This is a genomic window from Stutzerimonas kunmingensis, from assembly GCF_002929225.1.
Lineage (GTDB): Bacteria > Pseudomonadota > Gammaproteobacteria > Pseudomonadales > Pseudomonadaceae > Stutzerimonas.
The window spans coordinates 247106-262350 of the sequence record NZ_PISM01000004.1 but is presented as its reverse complement, the minus strand read 5'-3'; the positions used below and the strand labels follow the sequence as shown (position 1 = coordinate 262350).

The window sequence follows — 15245 nt, the reverse complement described above, 5'->3', positions numbered from 1 at the left end:
CAGGCAGGCGTCAACGGAAAGGTTTAGACCGCCACGTCCCAGAGCTGCTTGTTCTTCAGCGCCATAGTCTGGATATAGCGCGGTTCACCGTTGATCTCTTCCAGTTCGGTCATCCCGGCCAGCTCGCCTACCACGCGATAACGCTTGCCTACACGCTTGTCCTTCAACGGATAGAGCTTGGCGATTTGTTGGGCGAGTTCGGTAAGGGTGGACATTGCTTGTTGCTCCATTGACTGCGTGCCGCAGGTATTTACCAACTGTTGATGACGGTTATGCGACAGCCGAGCTTAGAACGGGATTTCCAGGCTGCCACTCGATCGCGGGCGTACGCACAAAAGCCGATAGGTTGCTGCTAAGAACCGGCGATTTGTTCTTAACGTCTTCTACGCCGCTTCGCTTTGGAGCGATGAATACCGAATTGATTCCGTCACGTTCGTCGCCGCTTTCGAACTGCAGAGCGAGGCCATGAGATCGGTATTGCGGGCATGACAGCTTCGGCGCGACCGGATAAACCGGCCACGCGGAAAAGAAGGAATTACGAGATCGCAGGCCAGCTGGAATCAGCAGGTGCCCAGGCCCATCTGCAGCAGCGCCAGGCCGCCACGCTGCCAGCCCCACCAGGCCAGCATCAGCAGACCCAGCACGAGGGCGACGCTCACACCCAGCCAGAGCGGCCGCATCAGTTGACCTGCGCCTCGCGCAGGCGCTCGACCGGCTGCTCACGAATCGGCCAGTTGAGTACCGCCGCCATCAGGCTCAGCGCGATCGCGATCTGCCAGACCAGGTCGTAACTGCCGGTACGGTCGTACAGCCAGCCGCCCAGCCAGCCGCCAAAGAACGAGCCCAGCTGATGGAAAAGGAAGGCGATACCGCCGAGCATCGACAGGTTGCGCACGCCGAACATGGTCGCCACCGTACCGTTGGTGAGTGGCACCGTGGACAGCCACAGCAAGCCCATGGCGATGCCGAATGCGTACGCGCTCCAGACACTCAGCGGCGCCAGCAGGAAAACACTGATCACCACACCGCGAATCAGATACAACCCGGCCAGCAGCTTTGGCTTGGAGTAGCAGCTGCCCAGCCAGCCCGCAGTGTAGGTGCCGACGACGTTGAACAGCCCGACCAGTGCCAGCACCGTGGTACCGACCTGCGCCGGCAGATGCTTATCGACCAGATAGGCCGGCAGGTGCAGACCGATGAAGACCACCTGAAAGCCGCAGACGAAAAAGCCCAGCGCCAGCAGACGGAACCCGGAATGCCCGGCCGCTTCGCGCAGCGCCTCGCCCAGCGACTGCTGAGTTCCGGGTGCCGCCGGAGGCCGCGCGGGGCTGCGCATCATCCCCGCGAGCGGCACGATCAGCGCCACCAGTAAACCGAGCGCCATAAGCGCCGAGGACCACCCCAGCCACTCGATGAGCCCCAGGCTGCCGGGCAGCATGATGAACTGGCCGAAGGAGCCCGCAGCGCTGGCGATGCCCATCGCCATGCTGCGCTTCTCCGGCGGAACCGCCTGCCCGACTGCGCCGAGGATCACCGAGAACGAGGTGCCTGACAGCCCCAGTCCGATCAGCAGCCCGGCACTCAGCGTCAGGGTCGTCGGCGAATCGGACACTGCCATCAATGCCAGCCCAACGGCGTAGAGAATGCCGCCGATCAGCACCGCACGAGCCACGCCGAAGCGATCGGCCAGCGCGCCAGTCACCGGCTGCACCAGGCCCCAGATCAGGTTCTGTATCGCGATGGCGAAGGCGAACACCTCGCGACCCCAGCCGAACTCGGCACTCATGGGCGGCAGGAACAGACCGAAGCCGTGGCGCACACCTAGCGAAATCGCGAGGATCAGCGAGCCACCAGCGAGAATCCAGGCAGAGTTGCGCCATGCAGCGGTCATGGGGGTCATTCCTCGAAGAAAAGGCGACCAGTTTACTCAGTTAAGCCTTTCTTTCGTCACCCCATGTGTCCGATCGGGTGCCCTCCGCTCTCGCGGAACGCTAAAGCGCCAGCAACCCTACCGCCATCAACAACGGCGTCGCCACGCTGACCGCAGCGTTCAGCCCCAATGCCGGCAGCAGGCGCTGCGCCTGCAGCGGTTCGCGACGCAGCAACCATGCCGCTCGCAGGGCCAACGGCAAGGTCAACAAGCCGAGTGCGCCACCGGCCAGACCTGGCTGCGCCAGCACAGCCAGGAGTACGCCGTAGGCCAGCAGCCACTGCGCAAACGCCACGCGCACGGCGTTGGTACAGCCGATATGCATAGGCAGGGTACGCCGGCCGACAGCGCGGTCGGCATCAATGTCCGGAAACTGGCCGAGCAAAAGCAGGTTGTTGCAGAGCAGCAGAGGGGGCAGGATCAACCACAGATCGCCGAGATCCGGCGCGCCGCCGAGAACGATGCGCGTACCCAGCACCATCAGCGCGAAGCCCAAGCCCGGCGCGAACAGGCACAGCCAGGGGTGGCGGGTCAGCCAAGGCGTGTAAAGCAGCACCAGCAACAGTCCCGCCAGACCGATCGGCGCCAGACTGAGCAACAGCGGCGGCTGGCGCAGCAGGAACAACACGCCGATCAGCGCGCAGGTCAGCAGGCTGCCGAGACCGAGCAGCAATGTGCGACCCAGCAGATGCGGATGGGTCACCAAGGTACCGCTGCCACCGCTGAATGCCGTGCGGCGGGTCTGCAGGTCCAGCCCACTGCGGTAATCACCCCATTCGTTGAGCGCATTGACTGCCACATGGGCGGCCAGGGCGCCGAGCATCACCAGCAGTGCATCACTGTAGGACATCGCTTCCGCGCTCCCGCGCGCTGCCAAGGCCAGCCCGAGCGCCACGCAGCTCAGCGTCAGCAGCAGGAAACGACCGCGCGCCACACCCAGCCAGTCCAAGGTTCCGCTCATCTACGCCTCCCGCTATCGTCTTGTGTACGGCAGGCTAACCCCAACGCCGCGAGACGTCCTTGACACAGATCGACTCTGCCAGACCGCAGCTTCGGCTGCAGGCACGCACTACCCGCTCTCGGGTAAACTGCCCAACCTGTTGCATTCCAGCCGTGAGACCACCATGCCCATCCGCCACTGCATCGTCCATCTGATCGAGAAAAAGCCGGACGGCACCCCCGCCGTGCTCCACGCCCGTGACTCGGAGCTGGGCAACTCCCAGGCTATCGAGAACCTGCTGGCCGATCTCAATGAGAGCTACAACGCCAAGCAGGGCAAGGCCTGGGGCTTCTTTCACGAGGAGTCCGGCGCCTATCCGTTCAGCGGCTGGCTCGCGCAGTACATGGAAGGCAATCAGGACTTCACCGCATTCAGCCGCCAGGCAGTCGAGCATCTGCAGAAGCTGATGGAGGAATCCAATCTGTCCACCGGCGGCCACGTGCTGTTCGCTCATTACCAGCAGGGCATGACCGATTACCTGGCCATCGCCCTGTTGCACCACAGCAACGGCGTCACCGTTACCGACTCGCTGGACGTGACCGAAGCCCGGCACCTCGACCTCGGACAGCTGCACCTGGCGACGCGGATCAACATCTCCGAGTGGCAGAACAACAAGCAGTCCAAGCAGTACATCTCCTTCATCAAGGGCAAGAACGGCAAGAAGGTGTCCGAGTACTTCCGCGACTTCATCGGCTGCCAGGAGGGCGTCGACGGCCCGGGCGAGACCCGCACGCTGCTCAAGGCCTTCAGCGACTACGTCGAAAGCGAAGACCTGCCCGAGGAAAAAGCACGGGAGAAGACCAGCGCGCTGGTCGGCTACGCCAGTAGCCAGGCGAAGATCGGCGAACCCATGTCGCTCGAAGAGCTGTCCGGGGTGATCGACGAGGAACGTCCGCGCGCCTTCTACGAGCACATCCGCAACAAGGATTACGGGCTGTCGCCGGAAATTCCCGCCGACAAACGCACGCTAAACCAGTTTCAGCGCTTCACCGGGCGCGCCGAAGGGCTGTCGATCAGCTTCGAGTCGCATCTGCTGGGCTCGAAGGTCGAGTACGACGAGGCGCGCGACATGCTGATCATCCGCCAGCTGCCGACCCAACTGAAGGACCAGCTCAAGCGGCGCAAGGACTGACCACGCCATGCGCCTGGCGGACGCCATTCTCGATGACTGCCTGTGCGACCCGGCGGCGCCGCTGGCGCGCGATCCGGCACGCTGCTACGGCCTGGACAAAGCACAGGCTCAAGCGCAGCTGGCAAGCCTGAAGGAATGGCTGCGGGTACAGCAGACCATGCTCTGGGCCAACCGCCGCGACGCCCTGCTGCTCGTGCTGCAGGGGCCGGACTGCTCCGGCAAGAACGGCGTGATCCGCCGCGTGCTGGGTGGCCTGGACCCGCTGGGGCTGTCGCCGCACAGCTTCCAGGCGCCGAGCGAAGAAGAACGCCGCCACGACTTCCTCTGGCGCTACCGGGAGCGGCTGCCGGTGCCCGGCATGCTCGGCGTATTCAATCGCAGCTACTACGAAGCGCTGGTCAGCGATCTGCGCGACGGCCTGTGCTCGCCTGCCGACATCCCGCAGCGCCAGTCCGCAATCCTGGCTTTCGAGCGCGAGCTGCCGGCCGCCAGTATCCAGCCGCTCAAGTGTTACCTGCAGCTGTCTGCCGGCGAGCAGAAGCAGCGCTTGCATCGGCGCCTGGAGCAGCCGGAAAAGCGCTGGAAGCTGACCCTCGGCGATCTGCAGGACCACCGCAACTTCGCCCAGCAGCAGGCGCAATGGGCTGCCGTGCTGAGCAAAAGCCACAGCCGCGAAGCACCCTGGTACGTGATACCGGCCGACCACCGCTGGTTGCGCGACCTGCTCGTCGCCAGCCTGCTCGCCCGCGCGTTCGAGCGCCTGGCACTAGACTGGCCGGCGCGGCCGGCGCCATTCACCCATGCCGATCTGGACAGCACGCCATGAAGCGCTTCGCTCTGTTGCTGCTTCTGCCGCTGCTGGCGCAGGCGCAGGCGCAGCAAGGCGAAACAGCGCCGGAACTGTCGGTGGACGAGGTCCGCTTCACGGTCGCCAACTCCGAGTTCACCCTGATGCACGAGATGGGGCACCTGCTGATCAGCGAACTGCAGCTGCCGGTACTGGGGCGTGAGGAAGACGCCGCCGACCAGCTCGGCTTCATGGGCCTGTTCCTGTTGCAGCAGGAACAGCACCGCGACGATTTCTACGCCAAGCTGATGGATGTTGCCGATTACTGGCGTCTGGAATGGCAGCACGCGGAACGCGACGGCTCCCCGGTGCCGGTCTGGGACAGCCATGCGCTGGACGCCCAGCGCTTCTACAACATCGCCTGCCTGGCCTACGGCAGCGACCCGGATCGGCTCGACTGGGTGCTGGAAGTCAGCGGCTTGCCGGTGGAACGCGCGCTGTACTGTCCCGAGGAATACGAACAGGCGGCCCACGCAGTGCAGTGGTTTCGCGAGCACTTCGGCCGCAGCGACGAGCGACCGGCGCGGCACCGCATTCAGGTGATCTACGACACTCCCCCCGGACATCTGCCGGGTGGTGCCGAACTGCTGGAAAAGATTCGCGCTGGCGGCGAGCTGGAAGCGGTCGCGGCGAAGGCAAGCGATGCCTTCGAGCTGCCCCGCGACCTGACCCTGCGCATGTCCACCTGCGGCGCGCCGGACGCCTGGTTCAACCGCATCAGCGGTGAGCTCACGCTGTGCTACGAGCGCATCGCCTACTTCCGCACGCTCGCCCGCGAGCTGCCAAAGCTGCGCGCCGGCGAATCACCGACGCCGCGCTGAGGCGCCTTCAGCGCGCCTCGATGCGATAGCCGACACGCGGGAAGTGCACGTGTACGACCCCGGTGCGGTCATCGCTGCGGCGCAGGATCAGCTCTTCGCTACCGGCGAAGACCAACTCACCCTCGACCGGATCGGCGCCGTAATCCACTGCGGCGATGGCCACATTCTGCCCTTCCTGAAAACCATTCGGCTCGCTGAATGCTTCGTCCGGCAGCGGCGCAGGCTCGGCCTCCAGCGCCATGCGCAGCGCATCCTCGGCGGATAGCTCGCTGCTGGAGCCATGGCCCACGCCGAGTACCTTGCCAAGCCAGGCCGCCACCTCCGGGTACCCATCCACCAGCGGCGCGGTGACCGGCGTCGCACGCAGGAACCACAGGCAATGCGCGACGGCGAAGTCGGCAATCGACGGCGCCGCACCAAACAGGAACTCGCCCTCCTCCCGCGCCAGCTGCTGCTGCAGGCGCGTCATGAAGGTTGGCCAATCACTCTTAGCCTGCTCCAGCGGAACGCGACTGACCGATCCGTTGGAGAACAGCTGCGCACGGTCCTTGCTGAATATCTGGACGAACTCCTTGGGCACCTGGGCGAAGCGGACGGCCATGGATTCGGGCTGGAACACCAGGCTCACGGCGTTCAGGAACAGCACCGAATCGGCCCACTGGGCAAGCGTCGCGGCGGTGAACTCCTGGCCTTCCGGGAACAGCGCCGGGGTGGTCTTTTCGGCCTCGAGCCGACGCGCGATCAGGGCGGTGTCGCAATAGATGTCGGCGCCGACCTGCAACACCGGCGTGCGTCGATAACCGCCGGTGAGCGCGGTCAGGTCGGGCTTGGGCATGACCGGAGGGATCATTACCGAGCGCCAGGACAGCTGCTTGAACCCCAGCATCAGGCGCGCCTTTTCGGCAAAGGGCGAGGTGGGATAGTGGTGCAGGATCAGCTCGTGCATGACAGGCTCCGCCAGAGGTCTCGAGATGGGGCGTCGCCCCGTTGGAAGAGCATCAGCTTAGACGCTCCGCTCCACCGAGCCTACCGGCTGATTGGTGCGTCATTCACGCAACGGGGCTGGCCAGGCTCACCAGGCGTTCCTTGGCACGCTTGTCCAGTCGCTTGATGGCGATCTCGCGACGCAACGCATCGCCCTTGCTGGCGCAAGTCTCGACATAGACCAGCGCCTGCGCCGGACTGGAGTGAAAGAAACGCGCCCCGCGCCCGCGCTGGTGCTCGGCGAAACGACGCTGCGCATCGTCGCTGATACCGCAGTACAGCGCACCGTTGGCGGCGCGCACCAGATAGACGAACCAGGGCTTGGGCTGAACCTCGGTCATGTTTCGCAAAACTCTCGGAGTCGGTGGCGGCACGGGCCGGCATTATGCCGAACTTGCGCGCCACGGTCGTTTGGCAGCATTACCCTGCCGTAGGAAGGTGCTCGCTTAGCAGAGAGCCCGACCGCTGTCCAGATATGGTGGCGGTTCGCCTTTGCGTATACTGCGCCGATGTTTGCCCAAACCGTGTTCCGCAAGCGCTGCGCCATCTGGCTGTTGGCGACCGGACTCTTCCTGATGCTCAGCAGCTGCGCCGAGAAGCCCAGCGAGCTTGAGCGTATACAGGAGGAAGGCGTACTGCGCGTGATCACCCGCAACAGCCCTTCCACTTATTTCCAGGACCGCAACGGCGAAGCCGGCTTCGAGTACGAGCTGGCCAAGCGCTTCGCCAGCAATCTCGGCGTCGAGCTGCAGATCGAAACCGCCGACAACATCGAAGACATTTTCAACCGTCTCAACCGGCCCGGCGGCCCGGCGCTCGCCGCCGCCGGCCTGGTCGCCAGCGAAGGCCGACGGGAACTGGCACGCTTCACCCGCTCCTATCTGGACGTCACCACCCAGGTCGTCTACCGCAGCGGCCAGCGCCGTCCGACCAGCCCCAAGGACCTGATCGGCAAGCGCATCCTCGTGCTCAAAGGCAGTAGCCAGGCTGAGAAGCTCGCCACGCTGCAGGCCGAATATCCCGACCTGCGCTACGAAGAATCCGACGCCGTGGAAGTGGTCGACCTGCTGCGCATGGTCGACGAGGGGCAGATCGACCTGACCCTGGTGGAATCCAACGAGATGTCCATGAACCAGGTGTACTTCACCAACATCCGCGCCGGCTTCGATGTCGGCGAGCAGAACAGCCTGGCCTGGGTCGTGGCCAAGGGCGAGGACGACAGCCTGCTCGAGGCCGCCAACTCCTTCCTCGAGCAGGCCCAGCAGAACGGCACGCTGCAGCGCCTGCGCGAACGCTACTACGGTCATGTGGACGTGCTCGGCTACGTCGGCGCCTACGCCTTCGCCAAGCATCTGCAGCAGCGTCTGCCGCGTTACGAGAAAGCCTTCCGCGAGACCGCCAGGAAACACGGCATCGACTGGCGCCTGCTGGCCGCGATCGGTTATCAGGAATCTCACTGGCAGCCCGAGGCCACCTCCAAGACCGGCGTGCGCGGGCTGATGATGCTGACCTTGCGCACCGCCAACGCCATGGGCGTGACCAACCGCCTGGACCCGGTGCAGAGCATCCAGGGCGGCGGCAAATACCTGGTCAAGGTGCACGCCAGCCTGCCCGAAAGCGTGCAGGAACCCGATCGCACCTGGTTCGCCCTCGCCGCTTACAACGTCGGCGGAGGGCATCTCGAAGACGCCCGCAAACTCGCCGAAGCCGAGGGGCTGGACCCCAACAAGTGGCTGGACGTGAAGCAGATGCTGCCGCGCCTGGCGCAGAAGCAGTGGTACAGCAAGACCCGCTACGGCTATGCCCGCGGCGGCGAGCCGGTGCACTTCGTGGCCAACATTCGCCGCTACTACGACATCCTCACCTGGGTGACCCAGCCGCAGATGGAAGGCCAGCAGCTGGCCAAGAGCGAGCTGCATATCCCCGGCGTGTACACGACCGACCTGATGGAAGAGCTGCCGCCGCTCTGACCTTTGCGCAAGCCTGACTCACGCCGGGCCAACGCCCATCCGACGCAACAGCGCCTTCTCGATCTCCAGAATCACCATCACGGCCACCCCGGCCAGCACCACCAGCACACCGGTCGCCAGCGGCAACGCTTCGGACGCGAACAGCGACTGCATGAACGGCGCGTAGGTGAACATCAGCTGCAGGGCGAACACACCGAACACCGCCACCAGCACCCGCGGCGTACCCTTGACGCCCTGCACGGTGAAGGAAGGCGCCTTCAGATAACGCACGCTGAACAGATAAAACACCTCCATGCACACCAGCGTGTTGACTGCGACGGTGCGCGCCGCCTCAATCGTCGCGCCCTGCGTCAGCATCCACTGGTACATGCCGAAGATGCCGGCGAGAAACAGCGCGGAAACGAAGAAGAACCGCCAGATGACGAAGCGCGACAGCATCGGCTCGTCCGGCCGCCGCGGCGGCCTCTGCATTACATCCGCCTCGGTCGGTTCGAACGCCAGTACCATGGCCAACGCCACCGAGCTGACCATGTTGACCCACAACACCTGCACCGGCGTGATCGGCAGCGCGATGCCGAGCAGCACCGCCAGCAGCAGCGACAGCGACTCGCCGCCGTTGATCGGCAGCAGGAAGGTCACAGTCTTGCGCAGGTTGTCGTAGACGGTGCGCCCTTCTTCCACCGCATGGGCGATGGAGGCGAAGTTGTCGTCCGCCAGCACGATGGCGCCGGCCTGCTTGGCCGCCTCGGTGCCCTTCATGCCCATGGCCACGCCGACATCTGCCTGCTTCAGCGCTGGCGCGTCGTTGACCCCATCGCCGGTCATGGCGACCACCTCGCCATTGGCCTGCAGCGCACGCACCAGGCGCAGCTTGTGTTCCGGACTGGCGCGGGCGAACACCCGGGCCTCGGCGACGGCCTGGCGCATGGCCGCTTCATCCATCAGCTCCAGCTCCGGCCCGGTGATCGCCTTGATGTCATCCCCCATGCCCAGCTGTCTGGCAATGGCACTGGCAGTGACGCCGTGGTCGCCGGTGATCATCACCACACGAATGCCAGCTGCACGGCACTGTGCCACCGCACGGATCGCCTCGTCACGCGGCGGATCGATAATGCCGACCAGCCCGAGCAGGGTCAGCTCGCTGGCAACGTCGGCATGCTCGATCGCCTCCTTGCCGGCCGGCAGCCTGCGCCGCGCCAGGGCCAGCACGCGACGACCGGCCCGCGCCTGCGCCTCGACCTGTTCATGCCAGTGCGACTGATCCAGCAGCCGCTCCTGGCCGTCGGCCTCGAGCTGCCGCGCGCACATGGCCAGGATCCGTTCCGGCGCGCCCTTGACCAGCACTTCGCTGCCGCCTTCGCAAGCGTGCAGAGTCGCCATGAAGCGGTGTTCCGACTCGAAGGGAATCACGTCCAGCCGCGGACGGTCGACGTGGAGGTTGGCCGGCGACAGTCCTGCTTTCATCGCCAGGGTCAGCAACGCGCCCTCGGTGGGGTCGCCGGCAAGGGCCCACAGTCCGTCCTTCTCGTGCAGGCTGGCGTCGTTGCACAGCGCCGCGGCTTCGGCAAGCGCGCTGGCTGCCAGCGTGCGTTCTGCCAGCGCCGCCGGTTCGACTGGCACGCCCTCGAACAGCAACGCACCTTGCGGTGCATAGCCCGCGCCTTCGACCTCCAGTGCCTGCCCGGCGCAGATCACTTCCTGCACCGTCATCTCGTTGCGCGTCAGGGTGCCGGTCTTGTCCGAGCAGATCACCGTCACCGAGCCCAGCGTCTCCACCGCCGGCAGGCGCCGGATCACTGCATTGCGACTGGCCATACGCTGCACGCCGATGGCCAGGGTGATGGTCATGATCGCCGGCAGCCCCTCGGGGATCGCCGCGACCGAAAGCCCCACCGCCGCCATGAACATCTCACCGGCGCCCATGCCCCGCACCAGCGTGCCGAACAGGAACAGCAGAGCGCCCGCGGCCAGGATCACGGCTGTCAGCGCCCGGCCGACATCGGACATCTTGCGCAGCAGCGGCGTGGTGCCCTGTTCGACCGATTCCAGCATCGTCCCGATACGCCCGATCTCCGTCGCCGCGCCCGTGGCGACCACCACCGCACGCGCCTGGCCCTGGGTCACCAGCGTGCCGGCATAGCCCATGCAAAGCCGATCACCGATGGAAGCATCGGCGGCCACGGCCTCGACCTGCTTGTCGACTGGCACCGATTCGCCGGTCAACGCCGCCTCGTCGATACGCAGGTTGCGCGCCTGCAGCAGCCGCACGTCCGCCGGCAGGCTGTCGCCGGAAGCCAGCAGTACCACATCCCCGGGCACCAGCTCGGCGGCATCGAGGTCCCGCTGGCGGCCATCGCGCAACACCACCGCGTGCGGCGCCAGCAGATGCCGAATCGCCTGCAGCGCTTTTTCCGCCTTGCCCTCCTGGACGAAGCCGATCACCACGTTGACCACCACCACCGCCAGGATCACGAAGGTGTCGACCAGATGCCCCATCAGGCCGGTTACCAGCGCCGCGGCGATCAGCACATAAAGCAGAAGATTGTTGAGATGACGCAGCAGGCGCTGCCAGACACTCGCCGGCTTGGCCTCATCGAGCCGATTGGGACCGTATTGCAGCAGGCGCTGCCGGGCCTGTTCGTGGCTGAGGCCGGCGCTTGAGGACTCCAGTTCGAGCAACGCCTCATCGCTCTGCCGAGCATGCCAGCGGTTCAACTGTGTTTGCGGGTCGGGCATTGGATCCCCCTGATCTTGATTCGATGATGCCGGAAACACCGGCAACGCTGGCCCATCAGAGCCGAAACAGCGCCCCTATGACCACCGCCGCGAAACCGCTTGCAACACTCGCACGACGACCAGATGTCGCACCCCAGCATTGCTGCACGCGCGCGTCGCAGCCGCGCTATTCTTGCCGGTCAGTCATGACCTACCGAGGACGCAGCATGCAAAAAACAGCACTCATCATCGGCGCTTCCCGCGGTCTGGGCCTCGGCCTGGCGAAACAGTTCTGCGCCGCAGGCTGGCAGGTGATCGCCACGGTGCGCAACCCGCAGCACGCCGAAGCCCTCAGCCAGATACCGCAGGTGCGCGTCGAAACGCTGGATATGGACGATGCAGGCAGCGTAGACCAGCTGGCGGCCCGCCTGGCCGGTACCAGACTCGACGTGCTATTCGTCAACGCCGGCGTCGCCGGCCCGCAGGACAAACCAGCCACGCAAGCCACTCAAACGGAAGTCGGCCAGCTGTTCTTCACCAATGCCGTCGCACCGGTGCGCCTGGCCGAGCGGTTGCTGCCGCTGGTCGATCCTGCGCAGGGCGTGATCGTCTTTATGAGTTCCATCCTCGGCAGCGTCGAAACCGGTCCGGGCATGGGCATGGACCTGTACGGCGCGAGCAAGGCCGCGCTGAATCACATGACGCGCACCTTTGTTGCTGGATTGGGTGAAACGAAGCTGACCGTGCTGTCGATGCATCCGGGTTGGGTCAAGACTGACATGGGAGGCGACCAGGCTCCGCTGGATGTCGAGACCAGCACGCGGGGGATGGTCGAGCAGGTTACCCAGGCCATTGGTCAGGGCGGGCATCGGTATCTGGATTACCAGGGCAATCCGCTGCCCTGGTGATCGCCGCGCGCTCTCATGGGTCTGGCTTGTCTGCGACAGGCTGAATTCGGTGCCGGATTCAAGACTGTTGCCACTAGCCAGGCCTTGGCAGCCCCTGTGACATCCCTTATCTTTCGGCCCGCGGCAGAGGCAGCCCCTCCGCCCCCCTGGATCAGCAGACAGGGCATAACTGAGCTGGCTACTCTGAACTCAACCATTCAGGAGAAAGCCGGCCATGGCTGCTCATCGAATCTGGATCAAGAATCCCCTCGCCCTCTTCACTGCCAACGACCAGAAAGCCCAAGGCGGACTGGTGATCGAAGACGGTGTCATCACCGAACTGCTTGCCGCCGGCGCCACGCCCACGCTGCCGGTGGATGAAACCTTCGACGCCCGTGAGCACGTGGTATTGCCGGGGCTGATCAACACCCACCACCACTTCTACCAGACCCTCACCCGCGCCTGGGCGCCGGTGGTCAACGAGCCGCTGTTCAACTGGTTGCTGACCCTCTACCCGGTCTGGGCGCGGCTCACTCCAGAGGCATTGCAGCTGGCGAGCAAGGTGGCGCTGGCCGAACTGCTGCTGTCCGGCTGCACTACGGCGGCGGATCACCACTACCTGTTTCCGGGCGGGCTCGAGGATGCCATCGACATTCAGGTCGAGGCCGTCCGCGAACTGGGCATGCGCGCCATGCTCACCCGCGGCTCGATGAACCTGTCCAAGGAGAACGGCGGCCTGCCCTGCAAGAGCGTGGTGCAGGACGCCGAAACCATCCTCGCCGACAGCGAGCGGCTGATCGACCGCTACCACGAACGCGGCGACGGCGCGCAGATCCAGATCGCCCTGGCGCCCTGCTCGCCGTTCTCGGTCACCACCGACATCATGCGCACCTGCGCGGAGCTGGCCGAAGCACGCGACGTGCGCCTGCATACCCACCTGGCCGAGACCCTGGACGAACAGGAGTTCTGTGCACAACGCTTCGGCATGCGCACCGTGGATTACCTGCAGAGCGTCGGCTGGCTCGGCCCACGGACCTGGCTGGCCCATGGCATCCACTTCAATCAGGTGGAAATCCACCGCCTGGGCGCGGCCGGTGTCGGCATCTGCCATTGCCCGAGTTCCAACATGCGCCTGGCCTCCGGCATCTGCCACACGCTGGAGCTCGAGGACAAGGGCGCCATCATCGGCCTGGGCGTCGACGGCTCGGCCTCGAACGATGCCTCCAACATGATGCTCGAAGCGCGTCAGGCGCTGTTCATCGGGCGCCTGCGCTACGGCGCCGAGAAGATCACGCCAGAGAAGGTCCTAGGCTGGGCGACCCTTGGTTCGGCGCGGCTGCTCGGCCGCAGCGACATCGGCGAGCTGGCGGTCGGCAAGCAGGCTGATCTGGCCCTGTTCAAGCTCGACGAACTGCGCTTCTCCGGCAGCCACGATCCCGTCGCCGCGCTGCTGCTGTGCGCCGCCGACCGCGCCGACCGGGTGATGGTTGGCGGCAAGTGGCGTGTCATCGACGGCCAGGTCGAAGGCCTCGACGTACAGAGGCTGATCGCCGATCACCAGCAGGCGGCCCGGCAGCTGGTAAACGGCTAATCGGCAATGATCGAGGCTTGCACCAAAGCTGGGCGCCGTGGATTACTGGCGCACCAGCGCAAGCCTCGACCAGGCATCAGCGTCGAGTCGAAGCGCCCGCAATCCGACACAAAGAAGGTATCTGTCCAGTTGGTCAGCTTTTTGCTAACCAGCTATCAGCCAACATAGGCTCTGTAGCTAGACAAACAGGAGCGTCACCCGCCATGCAGAACAACACTCGGAAAACCCTGCTGCGTGCACTCGCCGCAGCGATCGGCTTCAGCGCCGCACTGACGACCGCCGCGGCGTCGGCCGCCGATCCGTTGAAGGTCGGCTTCGTCTACATCGGCCCGATCGGCGACCACGGCTGGACCTACCAGCACGAGCAGGGCCGCAAGTACATGGAAGAAAAACTGGGCGACAAGGTGAAGACCAGCTTCGTCGAGAACGTGCCGGAAGGCGCCGATGCCGAGCGGGTCATCCGCAACATGGCCAAGAGCGACTACGACCTGATCTTCACCACCTCCTTCGGCTACATGAACCCCACACTGAAGGTCGCCAAGCAGTTCCCCAAGGTCACCTTCGAGCACGCCACCGGTTACAAGCAGGCGAAGAACGTCGGCACCTACCTGACCCGTTCCTATGAGGGCCGCTATGTAGGCGGCTTCCTCGCCGCGAAGATGACCAAGACCAAGAAGGTCGGCTACATCGCCTCCTTCCCGATTCCGGAAGTGATCCGCGACATCAACGCCATCCAGCTGGCGCTGGACAAGTACAACCCCGGCACCGAGATCAAGGTGGTGTGGGTCAACACCTGGTTCGATCCGGGCAAGGAAGCCGATGCCGCCAACGCGCTGATCGACCAGGGCGTCGACGTGATCTTCCAGCACACCGACAGCCCGGCGCCGATCCAGGCCGCCGAGCGTCGTGGCGTCTACTCCGTCGGTTACGCCTCGGACATGCAGCACTTCGGGCCCAAGGCCGTGCTGACCTCCATCGTCAACGACTGGGGCCCGCACTACACCAAGTCCGCCGAAGCGGTAATGGCCGGTACCTGGAAGTCCGAGGACTTCTGGGGCGGGCTGGCACAGGACAGCATCAGCCTGCCGATCAGCGATCTGGTGCCGGCCGATGTGAAGACCGAAGCCGAAGCGATCATCGCCAGCATCAAGAGCGGTGAATTCCACCCGTTCACCGGCCCGATCAAGGACCAGGCTGGCGAAGTGCGCATCGCCGAGGGCGAGACCGCCAGCATCAAGGACCTCGCCTCGATGAATTACTACGTCGAAGGCGTCAAGGCTGAAATGCCGAAGTAAGCGTTACCCGCGCCGGTCCCGCCCGGCGCACTGCGGAATCTGCGTGCCGTCCCGCCACCTGGCGAACCGCACG

The 15245-nt window shown here is 65.1% G+C and carries 13 protein-coding genes; 7 read left to right on the top strand and 6 right to left on the bottom strand.

Translation table 11 applies throughout. The features are described 5' to 3' along the window. Positions 1 to 23: 23 nt before the first annotated feature. The 3 genes from CW305_RS02245 to CW305_RS02235 all read right to left on the bottom strand — a co-directional run bounded on the left by CW305_RS02245 (position 24) and on the right by CW305_RS02235 (position 2891). Positions 24 to 215: a hypothetical protein gene (locus tag CW305_RS02245; protein ID WP_003298204.1), complete on the bottom strand. Its 192-nt coding sequence runs from the start codon at positions 213 to 215 to the stop codon at positions 24 to 26. Between the two features lie 464 nt (positions 216 to 679). Continuing rightward, on the bottom strand, positions 680 to 1891 hold the full coding sequence (locus tag CW305_RS02240; protein ID WP_014819440.1) for an MFS transporter: 1212 nt from the start codon (positions 1889 to 1891) through the stop codon (positions 680 to 682). 100 nt (positions 1892 to 1991) lie between these two features. Further along, entirely contained in the window at positions 1992 to 2891 is a 900-nt protein-coding gene (locus CW305_RS02235) for a prenyltransferase (RefSeq protein WP_104097005.1), read from the bottom strand. Between the two features lie 163 nt (positions 2892 to 3054). Here CW305_RS02235 and yejK point away from each other — a divergent pair, with 163 nt between their 5' ends. Genes yejK through CW305_RS02220 form a run of 3 tightly spaced genes read left to right on the top strand, consistent with a single transcriptional unit; the run spans position 3055 to position 5730 of the window. Further along, positions 3055 to 4062 (top strand): nucleoid-associated protein YejK, encoded by a 1008-nt coding sequence (yejK, locus tag CW305_RS02230; RefSeq protein ID WP_041013178.1) that lies wholly within the window; start codon positions 3055 to 3057, stop codon positions 4060 to 4062. Between the two features lie 7 nt (positions 4063 to 4069). Then, positions 4070 to 4888, top strand: coding sequence for a polyphosphate kinase 2 family protein (locus CW305_RS02225; RefSeq protein WP_104097004.1), 819 nt, complete (start codon positions 4070 to 4072; stop codon positions 4886 to 4888). Then, a complete protein-coding gene (locus tag CW305_RS02220; RefSeq protein ID WP_104097003.1) occupies positions 4885 to 5730 on the top strand; it encodes a DUF4344 domain-containing metallopeptidase in 846 nt (281 codons plus the stop codon). The genes CW305_RS02225 and CW305_RS02220 overlap by 4 nt, the downstream gene beginning before the upstream one ends. A gap of 7 nt (positions 5731 to 5737) precedes the next feature. Here CW305_RS02220 and CW305_RS02215 read toward each other — a convergent pair whose 3' ends face one another. Further along, on the bottom strand, positions 5738 to 6676 hold the full coding sequence (locus CW305_RS02215; protein WP_041013175.1) for a glutathione S-transferase family protein: 939 nt from the start codon (positions 6674 to 6676) through the stop codon (positions 5738 to 5740). A gap of 103 nt (positions 6677 to 6779) precedes the next feature. After that, on the bottom strand, positions 6780 to 7055 hold the full coding sequence (locus CW305_RS02210) for a GIY-YIG nuclease family protein (protein WP_003284707.1): 276 nt from the start codon (positions 7053 to 7055) through the stop codon (positions 6780 to 6782). Between the two features lie 168 nt (positions 7056 to 7223). Between CW305_RS02210 and mltF the strand changes: the two genes are divergently transcribed. Then, entirely contained in the window at positions 7224 to 8684 is a 1461-nt protein-coding gene (gene mltF / locus CW305_RS02205; RefSeq protein ID WP_104097002.1) for a membrane-bound lytic murein transglycosylase MltF, read from the top strand. An 18-nt stretch (positions 8685 to 8702) separates the two neighbouring features. Here the strand turns inward: mltF and CW305_RS02200 are convergent, their stop codons facing one another. After that, positions 8703 to 11420: an HAD-IC family P-type ATPase gene (locus CW305_RS02200; protein ID WP_104097001.1), complete on the bottom strand. Its 2718-nt coding sequence runs from the start codon at positions 11418 to 11420 to the stop codon at positions 8703 to 8705. A gap of 206 nt (positions 11421 to 11626) precedes the next feature. Here CW305_RS02200 and CW305_RS02195 point away from each other — a divergent pair, with 206 nt between their 5' ends. The 3 genes from CW305_RS02195 (at position 11627) to CW305_RS02185 (ending at position 15172) form a co-directional block, all read left to right on the top strand. Next, positions 11627 to 12307 (top strand): SDR family oxidoreductase, encoded by a 681-nt coding sequence (locus CW305_RS02195; RefSeq protein ID WP_104097000.1) that lies wholly within the window; start codon positions 11627 to 11629, stop codon positions 12305 to 12307. Between the two features lie 214 nt (positions 12308 to 12521). Then, on the top strand, positions 12522 to 13877 hold the full coding sequence (locus tag CW305_RS02190) for an 8-oxoguanine deaminase (RefSeq protein WP_104096999.1): 1356 nt from the start codon (positions 12522 to 12524) through the stop codon (positions 13875 to 13877). 203 nt (positions 13878 to 14080) lie between these two features. Then, entirely contained in the window at positions 14081 to 15172 is a 1092-nt protein-coding gene (locus tag CW305_RS02185) for a BMP family ABC transporter substrate-binding protein (protein ID WP_104096998.1), read from the top strand. The last annotated feature ends 73 nt before the right edge of the window (positions 15173 to 15245 follow it).

Coding starts and splice junctions, on each gene's coding strand:
- CW305_RS02210 (WP_003284707.1), bottom strand. CDS start 7,055: ATGACCGAGGTTCAGCCCAAGCCCTGGTTCGTCTATCTGGTGCGCGCC.
- CW305_RS02220 (WP_104097003.1), top strand. CDS start 4,885: ATGAAGCGCTTCGCTCTGTTGCTGCTTCTGCCGCTGCTGGCGCAGGCG.
- CW305_RS02190 (WP_104096999.1), top strand. CDS start 12,522: ATGGCTGCTCATCGAATCTGGATCAAGAATCCCCTCGCCCTCTTCACT.
- CW305_RS02245 (WP_003298204.1), bottom strand. CDS start 215: ATGTCCACCCTTACCGAACTCGCCCAACAAATCGCCAAGCTCTATCCG.
- CW305_RS02225 (WP_104097004.1), top strand. CDS start 4,070: ATGCGCCTGGCGGACGCCATTCTCGATGACTGCCTGTGCGACCCGGCG.
- yejK (WP_041013178.1), top strand. CDS start 3,055: ATGCCCATCCGCCACTGCATCGTCCATCTGATCGAGAAAAAGCCGGAC.
- mltF (WP_104097002.1), top strand. CDS start 7,224: ATGTTTGCCCAAACCGTGTTCCGCAAGCGCTGCGCCATCTGGCTGTTG.
- CW305_RS02240 (WP_014819440.1), bottom strand. CDS start 1,891: ATGACCGCTGCATGGCGCAACTCTGCCTGGATTCTCGCTGGTGGCTCG.
- CW305_RS02185 (WP_104096998.1), top strand. CDS start 14,081: ATGCAGAACAACACTCGGAAAACCCTGCTGCGTGCACTCGCCGCAGCG.
- CW305_RS02200 (WP_104097001.1), bottom strand. CDS start 11,420: ATGCCCGACCCGCAAACACAGTTGAACCGCTGGCATGCTCGGCAGAGC.
- CW305_RS02195 (WP_104097000.1), top strand. CDS start 11,627: ATGCAAAAAACAGCACTCATCATCGGCGCTTCCCGCGGTCTGGGCCTC.
- CW305_RS02215 (WP_041013175.1), bottom strand. CDS start 6,676: ATGCACGAGCTGATCCTGCACCACTATCCCACCTCGCCCTTTGCCGAA.
- CW305_RS02235 (WP_104097005.1), bottom strand. CDS start 2,891: ATGAGCGGAACCTTGGACTGGCTGGGTGTGGCGCGCGGTCGTTTCCTG.